This is a genomic window from Winogradskyella sp. PE311 (assembly GCF_046545555.1).
Lineage (GTDB): Bacteria > Bacteroidota > Bacteroidia > Flavobacteriales > Flavobacteriaceae > Winogradskyella.
The window spans coordinates 2047728-2064862 of record NZ_JBHZTH010000001.1; the positions used below are offsets into that span (position 1 = coordinate 2047728).

The 17135-nt window shown below is 31.5% G+C and carries 16 protein-coding genes; 10 read left to right on the forward strand and 6 right to left on the reverse strand.

Annotated elements, in window-relative coordinates:
- The first annotated feature begins 136 nt into the window (after nt 1-136).
- Genes ACFWU4_RS08930 through ACFWU4_RS08940 form a run of 3 tightly spaced genes read left to right on the forward strand, consistent with a single transcriptional unit; the run spans nt 137 to nt 3427 of the window.
- The gene (locus ACFWU4_RS08930; RefSeq protein WP_411126949.1) at nt 137-976 is read left to right on the forward strand and encodes a 1,4-dihydroxy-2-naphthoyl-CoA synthase; all 840 of its coding nucleotides are present in this window, start codon (nt 137-139) and stop codon (nt 974-976) included.
- Nucleotides 977-991: 15 nt separating this feature from the next.
- The gene (gene menA, locus ACFWU4_RS08935; RefSeq protein WP_411126951.1) at nt 992-1897 is read left to right on the forward strand and encodes a 1,4-dihydroxy-2-naphthoate octaprenyltransferase; all 906 of its coding nucleotides are present in this window, start codon (nt 992-994) and stop codon (nt 1895-1897) included.
- 45 nt (nt 1898-1942) lie between these two features.
- Nucleotides 1943-3427 (forward strand): hypothetical protein, encoded by a 1485-nt coding sequence (locus ACFWU4_RS08940; protein ID WP_411126953.1) that lies wholly within the window; start codon nt 1943-1945, stop codon nt 3425-3427.
- Nucleotides 3428-3533: 106 nt separating this feature from the next.
- Here ACFWU4_RS08940 and ACFWU4_RS08945 read toward each other — a convergent pair whose 3' ends face one another.
- Nucleotides 3534-4322, reverse strand: coding sequence for an SDR family oxidoreductase (locus tag ACFWU4_RS08945; protein WP_411126955.1), 789 nt, complete (start codon nt 4320-4322; stop codon nt 3534-3536).
- Nucleotides 4323-4328: 6 nt separating this feature from the next.
- Nucleotides 4329-5219: a sterol desaturase family protein gene (locus ACFWU4_RS08950; RefSeq protein WP_411126957.1), complete on the reverse strand. Its 891-nt coding sequence runs from the start codon at nt 5217-5219 to the stop codon at nt 4329-4331.
- A gap of 95 nt (nt 5220-5314) precedes the next feature.
- On the opposite strand from ACFWU4_RS08950, the gene ACFWU4_RS08955 reads away from it, so the two are divergent.
- The 6 genes from ACFWU4_RS08955 to ACFWU4_RS08980 all read left to right on the forward strand — a co-directional run bounded on the left by ACFWU4_RS08955 (nt 5315) and on the right by ACFWU4_RS08980 (nt 13278).
- Nucleotides 5315-6004 (forward strand): DUF2490 domain-containing protein, encoded by a 690-nt coding sequence (locus tag ACFWU4_RS08955; protein WP_411126959.1) that lies wholly within the window; start codon nt 5315-5317, stop codon nt 6002-6004.
- A gap of 4 nt (nt 6005-6008) precedes the next feature.
- Nucleotides 6009-7043 (forward strand): o-succinylbenzoate synthase, encoded by a 1035-nt coding sequence (locus ACFWU4_RS08960; RefSeq protein ID WP_411127247.1) that lies wholly within the window; start codon nt 6009-6011, stop codon nt 7041-7043.
- Nucleotides 7044-7045: 2 nt separating this feature from the next.
- The gene (locus tag ACFWU4_RS08965) at nt 7046-8008 is read left to right on the forward strand and encodes a CPBP family intramembrane glutamic endopeptidase (RefSeq protein WP_411126961.1); all 963 of its coding nucleotides are present in this window, start codon (nt 7046-7048) and stop codon (nt 8006-8008) included.
- Nucleotides 8009-9091 carry an AMP-binding protein gene (locus ACFWU4_RS08970; RefSeq protein ID WP_411126963.1) on the forward strand — a complete coding sequence of 361 codons (1083 nt, stop codon included), beginning with the start codon at nt 8009-8011 and terminating at the stop codon, nt 9089-9091.
- Nucleotides 9092-9180: 89 nt separating this feature from the next.
- Nucleotides 9181-9783, forward strand: coding sequence for a hypothetical protein (locus tag ACFWU4_RS08975; RefSeq protein ID WP_411126965.1), 603 nt, complete (start codon nt 9181-9183; stop codon nt 9781-9783).
- 21 nt (nt 9784-9804) lie between these two features.
- A complete protein-coding gene (locus ACFWU4_RS08980; RefSeq protein WP_411126967.1) occupies nt 9805-13278 on the forward strand; it encodes a VIT domain-containing protein in 3474 nt (1157 codons plus the stop codon).
- Nucleotides 13279-13335: 57 nt separating this feature from the next.
- Here ACFWU4_RS08980 and ACFWU4_RS08985 read toward each other — a convergent pair whose 3' ends face one another.
- The 3 genes from ACFWU4_RS08985 to ACFWU4_RS08995 all read right to left on the reverse strand — a co-directional run bounded on the left by ACFWU4_RS08985 (nt 13336) and on the right by ACFWU4_RS08995 (nt 15740).
- Entirely contained in the window at nt 13336-14190 is an 855-nt protein-coding gene (locus ACFWU4_RS08985; protein ID WP_411126969.1) for a flagellar motor protein MotB, read from the reverse strand.
- 107 nt (nt 14191-14297) lie between these two features.
- Nucleotides 14298-15290 carry a glycosyltransferase family 2 protein gene (locus ACFWU4_RS08990; RefSeq protein WP_411126971.1) on the reverse strand — a complete coding sequence of 331 codons (993 nt, stop codon included), beginning with the start codon at nt 15288-15290 and terminating at the stop codon, nt 14298-14300.
- Nucleotides 15291-15740: a type I restriction enzyme HsdR N-terminal domain-containing protein gene (locus ACFWU4_RS08995; RefSeq protein ID WP_411126973.1), complete on the reverse strand. Its 450-nt coding sequence runs from the start codon at nt 15738-15740 to the stop codon at nt 15291-15293.
- 48 nt (nt 15741-15788) lie between these two features.
- On the opposite strand from ACFWU4_RS08995, the gene holA reads away from it, so the two are divergent.
- Nucleotides 15789-16796 (forward strand): DNA polymerase III subunit delta, encoded by a 1008-nt coding sequence (gene holA / locus ACFWU4_RS09000; protein WP_411126975.1) that lies wholly within the window; start codon nt 15789-15791, stop codon nt 16794-16796.
- Between the two features lie 2 nt (nt 16797-16798).
- Here holA and ACFWU4_RS09005 read toward each other — a convergent pair whose 3' ends face one another.
- Nucleotides 16799-17134, reverse strand: a complete 336-nt coding sequence (locus tag ACFWU4_RS09005; protein WP_411126977.1) for a n-acetylglutamate synthase — start codon at nt 17132-17134, stop codon at nt 16799-16801.
- Between the last annotated feature and the right edge of the window lies 1 nt (nt 17135).

A 17135-nucleotide genomic window follows, 5' to 3' on the forward strand; every position in this document is an offset into this window, starting at 1 on the left:
ACATAAATATTTAAAGGCTAATGGTTTATACGTTTGCTATCACATTTTAGATCTTTAAATATCACTTAAAGATGTTGAAGTTTACCTTCACCCCATACTTTTAATTCCTTATTTTTGTTTCAAAATTTTTTAAAATATGAGTCTTATAGATTGGAAAGTTGCCAAGTCTTATGAAGATATAACGTATCATAAATGTAATGGTGTTGCTAGGATAGCATTCAACCGACCAGATATAAGAAATGCTTTTAGACCGAAAACAACATCAGAACTATATGATGCATTTTATGATGCCAATGAAGATGTTAATATTGGTGTGGTGCTTTTAAGTGCGGATGGGCCGTCATCTAAGGATGGTATATGGAGCTTTTGTTCTGGTGGAGATCAAAAAGCGAGAGGTCATCAAGGTTATGTTGGTGAAGATGGATACCATCGCTTGAATATTCTAGAGGTGCAACGCCTTATTCGTTTTATGCCTAAGGCAGTAATTGCGGTTGTACCAGGATGGGCTGTTGGTGGAGGTCATAGTTTGCACGTGGTTTGCGATTTAACTTTGGCCAGTAAAGAACATGCTATCTTTAAGCAGACAGACGCTGATGTTACTAGTTTTGATGGAGGATACGGTTCTGCATATTTAGCAAAAATGGTTGGTCAGAAAAAAGCTAGAGAAATCTTTTTTTTAGGAAGAAATTATTCGGCTCAAGAAGCATATGATATGGGAATGGTGAATGCTGTTATTCCGCATGCCGAATTAGAAGCTACTGCCTATGAGTGGGCACAAGAAATATTAGCTAAGTCACCAACTTCAATTAAAATGCTAAAATTTGCTATGAATCTTACCGATGATGGTATGGTTGGACAGCAAGTTTTTGCAGGAGAGGCTACTAGATTGGCTTATATGACAGACGAAGCAAAAGAGGGTAGAGATGCCTTTTTAGAAAAAAGGAAACCTAATTTTCCGAAGAAATGGATACCTTAATCTAATGAGTTTTGCATGAAAAAAATTAAACCATGGCTTTCTGCCATGCGCCTTAGAACATTACCTCTTTCAGTTTCGGGTATCATAATAGGAACTTGTTTTGCTTATTATAATGGTCGTTTCGATCCATGGACTTTTGTATTAGCAATTCTTACAACAATTAGTTTGCAGGTGTTATCTAATCTTGCCAACGATTACGGAGATGGAGTAAAAGGTACAGATAATGAAGATAGAGTTGGTCCAGAACGCGCAATTCAAAGTGGTGAAATTACACCCGAGCGTATGATGGAGGCAATAAAGTTAAATATTGTAATAGTTATTATTTTATCATTAGCCTTAATTTGGGGAGCTTTTGGTTCTACTAATTCTCTCTTTTTATTACTTTTTATTATTCTTGGTGGCTTATCAGTTTATGCAGCTCTTAATTATACAATGGGAGATTCTCCTTATGGCTATAAGGCATTAGGAGATATTTTTGTTTTTGTCTTTTTCGGATTATTAAGCTCAATAGGTAGTTACTTTCTTTATACACTTCGGATAGATCATTTTATTATTTTACCAGCAATTACTTTAGGCTTATTAAGCGTAGGTGTGTTAAACCTAAACAATATGCGCGATCTTGATGCTGATAAAAAGGTTGGTAAAATTACTTTAGCAGTAAAATTAGGTATTGAGCGGGCTAAAGGCTATCATTTCTTTTTAATTATAGGTGGTATGCTATGTGCTATTGTGTTTTCAATACTGTATTATGTTGAGCCTTATAACTTTTTATATCTCATAGCTTTTATTCCTCTTTTAATACATATTCAAAAAATAAGAATTGCAAAACAACCTAACGATTTTGATAGCCAATTAAAAATGCTAGCCTTATCTACCTTTTTATTTTCTCTTCTTTTGGGTGTAGGATATATACTATACTAAGACGTTATTTTTTAATATTTCTATTCATACTTTTAAATCAAACAAATGAAACATCTTATCACGTTTATTTTATTTACAATATTTTCACTTAGTTATAGCCAAACATCTACATTAAGTGTTAAGGAAAGTGCTGAATATAAAGATAAAGAAAAGGCACGTGGTATTATGACAATTCATACTACTCAAAATGGATTAACAGGTATAATTAGAGAAAGTAAACGCGATATTTTATTTGACGTTTTTGATAAAAGTCTTCAAAAAACGCATTCTTCTATTATTGAAAGTAGTAAAAAAGAAACTTATGTTGGTGAAGTCGTTTATGGAAATGAAATAAAAGTATTTACTGTCTTTTCACCCAAGGCTAAGGAGCGTGAAGTTTATTGCCACATTTTTAATATAGAAACAGGTAATCATACTAAAAAGAAGTTATTTGAAGTGACTGTTGCCAAGAAAAGGTATCTGTTTTTTAATCGAAATGATAGACAAACTAGTTTTAGCATCTCGCCAGACGGAACGTACTTAGCAATGGCAACAGACAATATTTATAAAGATGTAAATGATTATGCAATCCGTGTTTTTGATGCCACTACATTAGACTTGTTATACACAAAAAGTTATCAAAAGCATAAAGAAAAATATTTTAAACATAACGATATTTGGGTTAATGAAGCTGCTGAAGTTTTTGTGTTAGGTAAATTGTACAAGGAAGGTAAAAGAGAAAAGAAAAAAGGAGAGGCTAATTATAGTTTTATACTAAATAAAATTTCTAAAGATGACAATAAAGAGATCGAAATTAACTTGGCAGATCAGCATATACAAAATTTAAATATTACAACTACTGGTAATGAGTTGCACCTTATAGGTTTTTATTCAGAAAAGAGAACGGGTAAAATTAAAGGTGGTTGTAATTTTATTATTAACTCAGAAAGTTTTTCAGTTTCTAGCAAAACAAATTATAAATTGCCTTTAGATGTTTACGAGGATTTGTTTGGTCAAAAGAAAGGATCAAAGAAAAAGGGTAAGGAGCTTACTAATTTTTATATAGACTATATATTAGAAGATTCTCAAGGAAATTCTTACTTACTAGCAGAAGAGTTTTACATTACTCAGACATATGTTAATAATGGTATGAATGGTGGGTATTGGCAGACAGTTTATCATTATGATGATATACTGATACTAAAATTTGGTGCGGAAGGTGATTTAGAATGGGGTAGAAGTATTTTTAAAAGAGCTACATCTCCATCTTATAATGCCTTTGTTAAGAATGACGAATTGCATGTTTTATTAAATTCGGGTAAAAATCTTTTAGAAAAGAAAGATGGAAGAACCAAGGTTTCTAAAGGTTGGTTTGAGTCTTCATCACTTTACGATATAGTGTATAACAATTCTGGTGAAGTGGTTTACAGTAAAATTCAAGATAATAAGGGTAAAACATTTTATTTACCTTTCTACGGAACTTATCAAAACGAAACATTTATAATGATGAGTAGCGGTCGGAAGAAGAGACAATTTATGATTTTAGAATAATTCTAAGCTTATTTAGGTTTAAGAGGTTTTAGTTTCTTAACGGGAATTGTACCGTAAACATGAAAGTACAATAATGATGCTTAGTTAAAAGTTTAATATTGCCTAACTATCGGACTTTACTTCGCATAACTAGCTTATGAATTAATCTTGGTGATAAACGTTTTACATACACACCAAATTTTTCAAAATTACCAATATAAGCTTCAAACTTTTCTTTTCGTATGGCTTTAATCATACGTTTTACAAAGATTTTGACATCTAATCCGTTTTCTGTCATTTCATCTTGATAGCCTTGAACGCTACCATCTGCGGTTAAAGCATTTCTAGCTACGTTTGTATTTACAAAACCTGGACAAATAATTGTAACTTTAATGTTATCCTTAGCGTGTTCTAATCGCAATGCATCAAAAAAACCATGTAATGCATGTTTTGCACCACAATAGGCAGATCTTAAAGGAGAACTGAATTTTCCCATGAGACTGGTTACTACGACATATTGACCAGTTTGATTTTGTATAAAATGTGGTAATACAGCTTTAGAAAGTGCTACAGTGCCTAAATAATCTACTTCCATCAGTTTTTTATCAACTTCAATAGACGTTTCAATAATTGGTGAGCGTTGACTTATACCGCCATTATTTATCAAAATATCAATTTTACCAAAACATGATATGGCATTATCTGCAATAACTTTCATTTCTCTGTAGTTTGCTAAATCTAATGGCAGAATAGCAATATTTTTAGGCTCAACACATTGTAATTTCACTTCGTTTAGTACCTCTTCTCTGCGCGACGATAAAATGAGTTTACAATCTTTATTAGATAACTCTAGAGCAAGCGCTTTACCTATACCGCTCGATGCACCAGTTATCCATATCACTTTATTTTTAAACATCTTGTATTAGTTTTTTGAGTTCATCCATTCATTCCGCAAATCTTCAGACACTTTACCAGTGCCATCATGTTTCCAGCCAGGCGATTTAATAAAATATAATAAACGGTTTTTTAAAGACTTGCTTCCTGTTAAGACGTCTTTAAACATTCTAAACCATTCTATAAAGGCAATTTTAATCGGATTGTATGTTTTAATATTTTCTACCAACCCATAAATAACTTTTTCGTGGTCTAATTCTGGCTGAAATGTTCTAAAAAACTTGTCCCATATAATTAAAATCCCAGCGTGATTCCTATCTAAATAAATGGGGTTACTACCATGATGCACACGATGATGTGATGGTGTATTAAAAACGGCTTCAAACCATTTTGGCATTTTATTTATAGCTTCCGTATGTATCCAAAATTGATATAATAGACTAATAGACATTTGTAATAAAATCATTGCAGGATGAAAACCAAGGAGTGGCAACCATAACCAAAAGATGAACGTGTAAAAACCACCAGACCAAGTTTGTCTTAGTGCTGTACTTAAATTGTAATGTTCAGATGAATGATGAACCACATGAGATGCCCAAAATAATCTACATTGGTGAGAGATTCTATGAAACCAATAGTAAGCAAAATCATCTAAAAAGAATAATAATAGAAATGACCACCAAGCTACAGGTAGCGTAAATACTCTAAACCTATCATAAACCCAAAAGAAGACCAATAGAACTAATGCTTTACTTACAAAACCTAAAACTACATTTCCCAATCCCATAGCAATTGAAGAAAAAGCATCTTTGCTTTCATAAGTATTTACGCCTTGTTTAAATGTAACATATAATTCTAATAACATCGCTATTATAAAAAGCGGAATAGCATAAAGGATAATATTAGGAAAGTCTGGCATTAGTTTTTCTTTAAAAATAGGATTTTTTAAGAGAATTACTCGTCTAAAAAATGGTAGTTACGTATTTTTATATTTTAATTTTGAAATCGATAATTATGAAGCTCAAACTTTTCGTCCTAATACTATGTTTTACTGTTAGTAATGCTTTTTCGCAGGTTGACGAATCCCAAACTGGAGCTTGGTATATGTATTTTTTTAGTCACCAATTTAAAGATAGTCAATGGGGATTTCAAGGAGATTTTCAGTATAGAGATTGGCAAGGGTTAGGTGATATGGAACAGCTTTTATTGCGTTCTGGTATTACATATTCTCCAAAAAATGCACCTGTAAAGTTTACTTTGGGTTATGGAAATATTACAACAGGACAATTTGGAGAAAGTGATGATACTTCTAGTGAAAGTCGTATTTATCAAGAAGCTTTAATTCCACAGAAATTAGGAAGTCGATTTTATTTAACTCATCGATTTAGATACGAACAACGTTTTGTCGAAAATCAGGATTTTAGAACACGTTACCGTTACAATCTATTTTTAAATATTCCACTAAACAGCAAAGAACTCAGCCCGAAGGCAATTTATATTGCTCTTTATAACGAGCTTTTTATTAATGGAGGAACTGATATTGGTGAAGGAAGGACGGTACAGATTTTTGATAGAAATCGTACTTATTTAGGAATGGGTTATGTATTAAATTCTAATATCCGATTTCAATTAGGATGGATGAATCAAAAGACTGTAACTTGGGGTAAAGGTCAGCTTCAGTTTAGCATGCATCACAAAATTTAATATGATAAAAGCTAGCTACCGAAAGTATCTACTAAACTTTAAAAGACCTAGTGGCACTTCTAGAGGTATTATGACCACTAAAGAAACATGGTTTATAATCATTAAAAATGATGATAAATTTGGTGTTGGCGAATGTGGAATTCTTAGAGGTTTATCTATTGATGATAGACCAGATTATGAACACAAACTTAAATGGGTATGCGAGCATATAGAATTAGGTTTAGAAACCTTAATAAATGCACTTAAGGAGTTTCCTAGTATTCAATTCGGATTAGAAACTGCTTTTAAGTCTTTAGAAAGCGAAAATAAGTTTGAATTATTTCCATCTCATTTTACAGAAGGTGCAGATAACATTCCAATCAATGGTTTAGTATGGATGGGAAATGCGGAATTTATGCAAAAGCAAATCAAAGAAAAGATTAATGCTGGTTTTGATTGTATAAAACTAAAAATTGGAGCTATAGATTTTAAAACAGAATTAGATATTTTAAAGTCTATTAGAACAGAGTTTTCTGTTTCAGATATTGAATTACGTGTCGATGCCAATGGTGCATTTTCAAAAGAAGATGCCTTAGAGAAATTGAAACGTCTTTCGGAGTACCAATTACATTCTATTGAACAGCCTCTAAAACCAAAGCAATTTAATGAAATGGCTAAGTTATGCGAAGTAACACCTTTACCAATTGCCTTAGATGAAGAGTTAATTGGAGTTTTCGAAAACGATGATAAACAGAAACTACTCCAAGTTATTAAACCACAATATATTATTTTAAAACCTAGTTTGGTTGGTGGTTTTAGAGGAAGTCAACAGTGGATAGATTTAGCAGAACAACAAAACATAAAATGGTGGATTACCAGCGCCTTAGAAAGTAACATAGGATTAAATGCTATTGCACAATGGACATACATACTAAAAAATGCGTTACCACAAGGATTAGGTACTGGTGGCTTATACACTAATAATTTTGATTCGCCTTTAATTGTAAAAAATGGTACTTTGCAATACGATATAAAACAACATTGGAATTTTAATTTATAATTATGAATTATATACAACAAACCTATAATGTGTTACATGATGGTTGGAGATATTTAGTAGGTACCATAATAATCTTTAGTTTTTGGCAAATTATTGGTGCAATTCCTTTGATGATTGCCCTTGGTATTAAGATGGCGAACGGCACAAGTCTTGCTGATGCAACAGACATTACTCAAATGTCTTCATTATTAGGAAAGAATCTATTTCTGTTTTTAATGCTAATTACGTTTGTATCTGGACTGCTTGGAGTCATTCTTTCATCGAAAGTTTTACATAAACAATCATTTTTGCATTTAACAACGGCAAGAAAAAAAATCGATTGGAATAGGTTTTGGTTCATATTTATCATTTGGGGAATTTTTTCGGTAGGCACAACTTTCCTTTCCTTTTATTTAGCACCAGAAGACTACGTTTATAACCTAAACGTACAGCCATTTATTATTTTATGTATAATAGTTATACTTTTTATTCCATTACAAACGAGTTTTGAGGAATATCTCTTTAGAGGATATCTAATGCAAGGTATAGGTGTTTTAGTTAAAAATAGATGGGTGCCATTATTAATCACTTCAATTGGTTTCGGTTTATTACATGGGTTTAATCCAGAAGTTGATAAATTAGGACCTATAATGATGGTATTTTATATAGGAACAGGATTGGTACTTGGTATAATGACATTAATGGATGATGGCCTAGAATTAGCTTTAGGTTTCCACGCTGCAAATAACATGTTTACCGCTTTATTGGTTACATCTGATTGGTCAGCATTGCAGACAGATGCTTTATTAACTTACACAGCAGATCCTGAGAAAATGGCAGTATCAGAAATAGTGTTACCTGTACTAATCGTTTATCCTTTGTTATTATTGTTACTGTCAAAGAAATATGGTTGGACCAACTGGAAAGATAAGCTGTTTGGAAAAGTAACACCTCCTCCAAAAGAAGATTATAAAATAATTGAATAAATGACTCCTAAGTACTATAAAGTACATAATAGATTTAAGCTAAATGGAAATCATTATAATTCTGAAGAGCTAAATGAAGTTGCCTATAGTTTTATAAAAGAAGGAGAAGCCTACGAAAAAGTTACTGGTAATTTTTTATTAGATTGGTTTAATGAAAAAGAGTACATAGAAGTTAATACTTCTGGATCTACAGGAAAACCTAAATCTATAAAATTAAGAAAACAAGCTATGGTTAATTCTGCCATAGCAACAGGTAATTTTTTTGGTTTAAAACCTGGTTATACAGCCTTACATTGTTTGCCAAATCATTACATAGCAGGTAAAATGATGTTAGTACGTGCTTTAGTTCTTGGACTAGCCATTGATTTAGTACAACCAAGTGCACATCCTTTATTTGATTGTAATAAGCACTATGATTTTTCGGCAATGGTACCGCTTCAATTAGAACATACGATTAATCAGATAAGCAATATACAAACTATAATTGTTGGTGGCTCTAAATTAAATCAACCCTTACTAGATAAAATTAGTTCTAAAACTTCTAGTTTTTTCGCAACATATGGTATGACAGAAACCGCCACGCATGTCGCTATTAAACAACTAAGTTCAAAAGGGAATAAAGCTGATCAAGAATATAGAGCACTTGGTAATATTTCGTTTCAAACTGATGCGAGACAATGCCTAGTTATAGATGCACCCAATTTATTGAGTAAAAAAATAATTACTAATGACGTAGTAGATTTAAAATCTAATATTAGTTTTAATCTACTTGGACGCTATGACAACGTTATTAATTCTGGAGGTGTAAAGTTATTTCCAGAGCAAATAGAAGAGAAGTTGTTACAATTAATTAATGAACGTTTTATAATTGCAAGTGAGAAAGATGTCGTACTTGGCGAAAAACTCATTATTATCATTGAGAATCCTAAAGCGTCGGTAGACCAAATTTTGCTTACTATAAAAGAGCTTCACACTTTAGATAAGTTTGAAATACCTAAGAAAATCTACACGCTACAGAATTTCTTCGAAACCACTTCCGGTAAAATTCAGCGCAATAAAATCATAAAAGCGGTTCTTGAGTAGTTAACTCATTGAAACACTTCGTTTACTCATTACCAGTTTCATTTCTTCGGTATTGGATATAGTTTTATATCAACTATAAAGCCAATATTATGAAAACAGTAACCACAATTTTATTTACATTGATGCTATCAATGTTATGCCAATCACAAGAAAAGAACATTGAAACAGAGTCAGTAACCCTCGACAATCTTATAACGTTCATTGTAGAACATTATAGTACCCAATCAGATTCTACTGAAACAAAAAATATTGTATTTCTTATTGAAACCTATAGTGATAAATTTAATATAGAAGATAGCGTTATTTTAAAACAAGCTTTTAAGTTATTATCTAAACGTGTTACGGAAGAGGACTTAATAAGTATTGTAGCATATTCTAATTTTAACGGTGTTGCACTTTCTCAGGTAGAAGCAACAAATATTAAAAAACTTCTTTATGCTATTGAGCATCCTAAGTCTAGTGTCAAATCTTTTGAAGAGGATGGTATAGAACTCGCCTATGAATTTGCAAAGGAGAATTTTGTTGAAGACGCTGATAACTCAGTTGTAATGATAAGAATTCCTAACCGCACATCTACTATTACAGCAACAGAAGTAACAGCATCTAAAGTAGAACCCAAAGCAAAAAGTAACGCTGTGGTATTAACGGCTATTGCCTTACTGCCTGAAATCATTGCAGTAATTAAAAACTAATAATCATTAAACTTATATATTATGAAACATATAATACACATTTTACTCATTGCAATATCATTTCAATCTTTTGCTCAAAATTTCCCATCTGTTACCGTAAAAGATAATTCGAAATTAAGTTTATACGAACTAAAAGTTAATGCAGAAATTTCTGGAAGTTATGCAACGGTAACATACGATATGACATTTTATAATGGGTTAAATAGAATTTTAGAAGGCGAATTGGCATTTCCTTTAGCAGAAGGACAAAGTGTTTCTCATTTTGCTATGGATTTAAATGGGAAATTAAGATCTGCAGTAGTAGTAGAGAAAGAATTAGCTAGAGTCGCCTACGAAAATACGATTAAACAACGTATTGACCCTGCACTTCTAGAACAAACGCAAGGTAATAATTATAAAGCTCGAGTATATCCAATACCGGCTAAAGGCTATAAAAGAATAGTTGTTACGTATGAGCAGAACCTATTAGTAAGTGATGGTAAATATCAATTTCATATTCCTTTTGGTTTAAATAAATTACTTAATCATTTTGAGATTGACGTAAAAAGTAATGACCCAAGTATATTACCCATAATAACTGAAAGCTTTAGTGATGATTTTAAATTTATAAAAAGAGGTCAGATATTTGCGGCACATTATGAAACTGAATCGGTAAGCTTAAATAGAGACTTAAAAATAATTGTTCCGGTAAAAGATGTATTCTCCTTGCAGACATATAAAGAGTTCTTTCATATAAATAAAACTTTTGTTCCTAAATCTCGAATAAAAGAAAAACCTAATTCTATTACAATTTTGTGGGACGCTTCTTATTCAATGCAATTCAAAATGTTAGAAGAGGAGTTAAAATTAGTTGCTAAGTATTTAAAATATCTAGGTAATGTAAAATTAGATTTAATTGTTTTTAGTAATACGATAATAGACAAAAAGAGTTTTATAATAAAAAATGGTAATTCAACTGAATTAGTGAATAGTCTAAGAGCTATTAGATACGATGGAGGTACATCTTTTAATGAATTAAGTCCTAAAACAGATGAAGTAATTTTGTTTTCTGATGGCCTGCACAATTTAGGTGATTTAAACCTAAAAAGAAAGACGAATCTATATTGTGTAAATTCAATGAGTTCTTCAAATCATCAGTTGCTAGAAACCCTTTCGACTAATAATAATGGGAATTATATAAACTTAAAAAGCCTAAATAGTAAATCTGCCTTGAGTATATTGAAGCATGAAACTTTTCGCTTTTTGGGTATAGAAGATCAAAATAGTGTTTTTGAAGTATATCCAAAACCAAAAACACCAATTAATGAAGATTTTAATATTAGTGGAAAATATGTTGATGAAAGTCCAATAGAATTATTATTTGGGTATAATAATGAGATTACTGAGCGTATAAAAGTTGATATGTCTTCATCTTCAAATTCAGAGACTACGCGAAGATTATGGGCAAAGAATAAATTAAAGTATTTAATAAAAGATAAACAGACGAACAAAGCTAAAATTATTGAGTTAGCTGTAAGGCATCATTTAATTTCACCTTACACTTCTATGATTGTTTTAGATAGAATAGAAGATTATGTGCGTTATAAAATCGAGCCACCATCAGAATTGTTGGATGATTATAATCGAAGATTATCACAATCTAAAATTAGACAACAACGAATTTTAGATGATTTAGCTTCTAGAAAAGAAGATCTTCAGTTTGACTATGATGCTTTAAGAGAATGGTATAATAAAGATTTTAGTTTAGAAAAAGTCAAAGAAAAAAGATCTAAACAAATTGTTAGAACTAATAGCATTGCAAACACACAACAAGAAACTCGTAATACACAAACAGCAGTAAATAATAATAATCAAAACAACGCTGAACCTACGCGAACTATTGCAACAATATTTATAGATACAACAAAAAGAATCGTTAATGGAACCATTGTAGCATCTACTGATGGTTTACCACTACCTGGCGCATCCGTAGTTGTGAAAGGAACCAATAGAGGTGCTCAAACAGACTTCGATGGTAATTTTACTATAAATGCACAACCAAACGAAACCTTAGTATTCTCATATATTGGATATATAAATAGAGAGTTTACTCTAAACTCCAATCGCAATTTAGATATAGTATTAAGTGAAGATGCTTCAACTTTAGACGAGGTTGTTGTAGTAGGATATCAAACTTTACGCAAAGCGACAACGCGCGTAGCCTCTGTAAGTGTAACTGCCGAAACTATAGAAAATAGACCCAATGCAAGCTTTGTACAAACCTTAAGTGGCCAAGTTGCAGGATTAAATATTACCTCAAATTCTGGACAACCAGGTGGTAATTCTATTGTTAGGTTACGTGGTGTCGCATCAATTAACAGTAATTCTGAACCATTATTTATTGTGGATGGGGCTCTTGTTAATGAAGTTAGTTTTAAATCAATAAACCCAAATGATATAAACTCTATAAATGTTATAAAGGACAATACTGCTGTAGCAATTTATGGTAATAGAGGAGCAAATGGAGTAGTAGTAATCACTACCAAAAAAGGCTTAGAAGAAAAAAGTGAGGCAATAAATCTTTTAAATGAAAAAATTTTAGACAAAACAACACTGAAGCCATGGAACGGAAGTTCAACTTATTTAGAGTATTTAAATGAACAAGACAATGATGCGGAAGCTTATAGTGCCTATTTAAAAATTAGAAAAAATTATAGAAATACACCGTCTTTCTTTTTGGATGTTGCTGAATTTTTTGAAGCAAAAAATAATATCAAATTAGCTCTAAGAGTCGCTACAAACCTCATAGAGATTGACTTAGATAATCACGAACTAATTAGAGCATTAGGTTATAAACTTGAACAGTATAAAAAATATGATTTAGCAGCATATGTTTTTAAAGCTGTATTAGAATTAAGACCAGAGCACCCTCAGTCTTACAGGGATTTGGCTTTAGCATATGAGGCTAATGGACAATACAATCGCGCTCTCGAATTATTTTTGAAAATTATAGATGGCGAGGTACTAGAAAAAGACACCAATGAAAACTTCTATGGCATTGAACAAATTGCTTATGTAGAGTTATGTCATTTAGTAAATTCTAAAAAAGTAAAAGGACTTAAAGGTTTAAGAAATAAGTTTAAACCAATAGAAACAGATATTAGAGTGGTAATGGATTGGAATCATGGAGAAACAGATATAGATTTGTATATTAAGAATCCAGCTTCAGAGATTATTTATTATGGAAAAGAAACCTCTAAATATGGAGGGAGGCTATCAGAGGATATGACAGAAGGTTATGGTCCAGAAAGCTTTTTGATTAGAAAAGCACAAAAAGGTAGTTATGAAATTTCTGTAGACTATTATTCTGACAGAGTTCAAAAAATCACAGGACCTACGAGTTTAAAAGTCACGATCTATAGAAACTATGGAAAATCAAATGAGGAAAAAGAAATTAAAGTGTTAAGGCTTAATGATAACGACTCAAAATTAAAGGTAAAAACAATAATAATTTAGAATGTAAAAAGCCCAATGCGTCGCATTGGGCTTTCCTATATTAAATTCTGCTCAACATTAATTTCCAGCAGAAAGGTTTTTCATTTCTTCTTCAACCATTTCGTAGAACTGATCTATTTTTGGTAATACAACAATACGAGTACGTCTATTTTTAGCTCTATTTTCTGCTGTGTCATTTTCTACTAAAGGCACGTAAGAACTGCGACCAGCGGCAATTAACTGTTGAGAATTGACTCCTAATTTTTCTAAAACTCTAACTACAGAAGTTGCACGTTTTACACTTAAATCCCAGTTGTCTATTAATGGTGGCTTACTGTAAGATACATTATCAGTATGAGACTCAACCATAGCTTCAAAATTTGGCTTACTATTAATTACTTTTGCAACCTTACCTAAAATTTCATTAGCTCTTTCCGTTACGTTATAACTACCACTCTGAAATAATAATTTATCTGCAATAGAAATAAACACTACTCCTTTTTCTACATTAATTTCTATATCAGAATCGTTGATGCCAACTTCTTTTTTAAGACTAGTTACAATGGCTAAAGTCACACTATCTTTGCGTGTTAAAGCATCTTGTAAACGCGTGATTTTTAAATTACTCTCTCTTAGACTTTCTAAAGATTTTTCTAAGTTTGTTGCACCTTTGCTCGTCAATTCTGTTAAATCTTGTGAGTTTTTAATTAACGCATCATTACTTTTACGCATATCAGCTAATTGTTCTTTCATAGCTTCAACTCTGGCATTTGCTGCAGATGCATCAGAAAGACATTTGTTTAACTTTATAGTAGCACTATTTAATAAATCTTGTGTTTCTTTTTGCTCAGCTTCAAGTGCAAGATAATCTTTCTTCGATACGCAAGACGCTAACAACATTGAACAAACACCTAATAACATTAATTTTTTCATAATCTGAATTCTAGTTTTTATTTAATAACTAATAACATACCAAAATTATATAAAAGAAAAGCTTGTAGAACATGGATTAACAAAAATTTTAACAGTTTTATAAACAATTAAAATTTTGTTCTCTTCTTAATAAAATAAGACCAAACGATAGAATCAGTTTCAGCATAATTTCCTCGTTTAGGAAACTCTTTGCGAGCACTAATAATAGTAGCTAAGTTTTTATAAAAAGAAGCATGAGCTTTTAAAATGGCTAAGAAATATTTAGGTTTTAATTGTATTAAAAATCTTAAGGCTGCGATTCCGTCGAGTATCATTCTAAAAACAGTTCTTATAAACACTTTAGAGTCTGTGTTTTTTACTAAAGTGAATAAACTGTTTCTAAAGTTAAGATAGGTTTTTTTTGCACTTGTATTACTAAGGGTAGCACCACCAACATGATACACTGTTGAAAATCCGACATATTTTGTTTTATAATTTGCGTTAAATGCCCTCCAGCACAAATCAATTTCTTCCATATGAGCAAAGTAAGACGCATCAAATCCTTTTAATTGATTAAAAACATTATTTTTTATAAAAAAACAGGCACCTGAAGCCCAAAAAATATCTATTATATCATTGTACTGCCCTTTGTCTTCCTCTATAGTATCAAAAATTCGCCCTCTACAATACGGGTAGCCATACTTATCTATAAAACCACCTGCAGCACCAGCATATTCAAATGTTGTCTTATTTTTAAAATCTAATATCTTTGGTTGAATGATAGCTGTATTTTCTTCAGAATTAAAGGCCTCTATTATAGCAAACAGCCAATTTTCAGTTACTTCAATATCACTATTTAGTAAGCAAAGTAAAGGTTCGTCAACTACTTGTAGCGCATCATTATAACCTTCAGCATAGCCACCATTTTGAGAATTCTGAATTATTTTTACGGTTGAAAAATTTTTAGAGACAAAATTAACAGAGTCATCTGTTGAGGCATTATCAGCAACATATATGTGTGCATCACCAGAATGCTCCAAAACTTTTGGTAAAAATTGTTTTAGTAATTCAATACCATTCCAATTTAAAATAACAACTGCGATGTCTTGTGTCTTATACATTTATTTTAAACTATAATTTGGTATATCTTCTAAGAAAGAATACTCTTCTTTTACTGTATCCATTTGGCAATAATAATGATTTAAACCATTAGTAACCATTAATAAATTTGCGTTTAATACTAAATTGTAACGTGCAATTTGGTCAAAAGTATCTTGATTTATTCGTATTGAGTGCGATTTACATTCAACAATTAAATAAATAGATCCATCAGAGTTAAAAATAACGATATCATAACGTTTCTTTAAACCATTTATAGTTAATTCTTTTTCTACATTTATTAACGATTTCGGATATTTCTTTTGATTTATGAGATAATGAATACAGTGCTGTCTTACCCATTCTTCTGGCTGAAGAATGATGAATTTTTTCCGAATCACATCAAATATAGAAACTTTATTTTCTGTACTTTTGAAACGGTATTCAAACTTTGGAAAGTTGAGTTCTTGCACTACACAAAATTAAAATTATAATATCACTCAGGCAAACAATTTAATAGATTGGACGACGTAAAACAATTAGTTGCAGCAATAAAACAAGGAGATCTAAAGCCTATTTACTTTTTAATGGGTGAGGAAGGGTATTATATTGATAAGATTTCTGATTACATTGAAAATAATATTTTAGATGACGCCGAAAAGGGTTTTAATCAAATGGTACTTTACGGTCGCGATGTCAGTATTGATGATATTGTGAGTAACTCTAAACGTTATCCTATGATGGCAGAACGGCAAGTTGTTATCGTTAAAGAAGCACAAGATCTGAGCAGATCCATTGAGAAACTTGCTAAATATGCCGAGAATCCACAACCTACTACGGTCTTAGTGATAAATTATAAATATAAAAAACTAGACAAACGTAAGGCACTATATAAAGCGATAAATAAAAATGGCGGGCTTGTTTTTGAAAGCAAAAAACTTTATGAAAATCAGGTGCCAGATTGGATAAGAAGAGTTTTAAAAGGACAAGGTTATGATATTTCTCCTAAAGCATCACAGATGCTTGTAGAGTTTTTAGGAACAGATTTAAGTAAAGTTAACAACGAACTAAATAAACTGAAAATTGTATTACCAAAAGGTACACAAATTACGCCTGAACATATTGAAGAAAATATAGGAATAAGCAAAGACTTTAATAATTTTGAATTGCGAAAAGCTTTAGGTGAGCGGAATGTGGTAAAGGTGCATCAAATTGCAAAGTATTTTGCAGATAACCCAAAGGATAATCCTATGGTGGTTACTGTAGCGTTACTTTTTAATTTCTTTTCTCAGTTATTACACCTACATGGAATGTCTGATAAGAATCCGAGAAGTGTCGCTTCTGCACTAAGAGTTAACCCATATTTTGTAAATGAGTATTTGACAGCTGCTCGTAATTATCCAATGCGTAAAGTAAGTGCTGTTATAGGATTACTTAGAGAGTTTGATGTAAAAAGTAAGGGTGTTGGTTCTAATGCTGTACCTCAAGGAGATTTACTTAAGGAGTTGTTAGTTAGAATATTGGGGTAAATTTATTGCTCTTCTAGTAAAGATTCACCTTCGGAGTGATCTCCTGAAGTCCATTTCCATTTTTCGTGAAGTCTAATTTTTCCGTTTGGTAAAAATTCGGGTTTAGAAATACAGACTCCTGTCATTAATTCATTATTAAAATTCACCTGCTGATAGCGTATTTCTATGGTTCCGTCTTCAGAAACAATGCCAATGAGTTGCCCTTTTTTAATTGAACCACCAAAATACTCTGAGGTTAAAATATTGCCTCCTTGTTTATATCTAAAAACTGTGTCATTAGTAGTTTCACTATTTTTAGTTGTCTGTATGGGTTTAAATATTTTTCCGTCGTAGTTCACT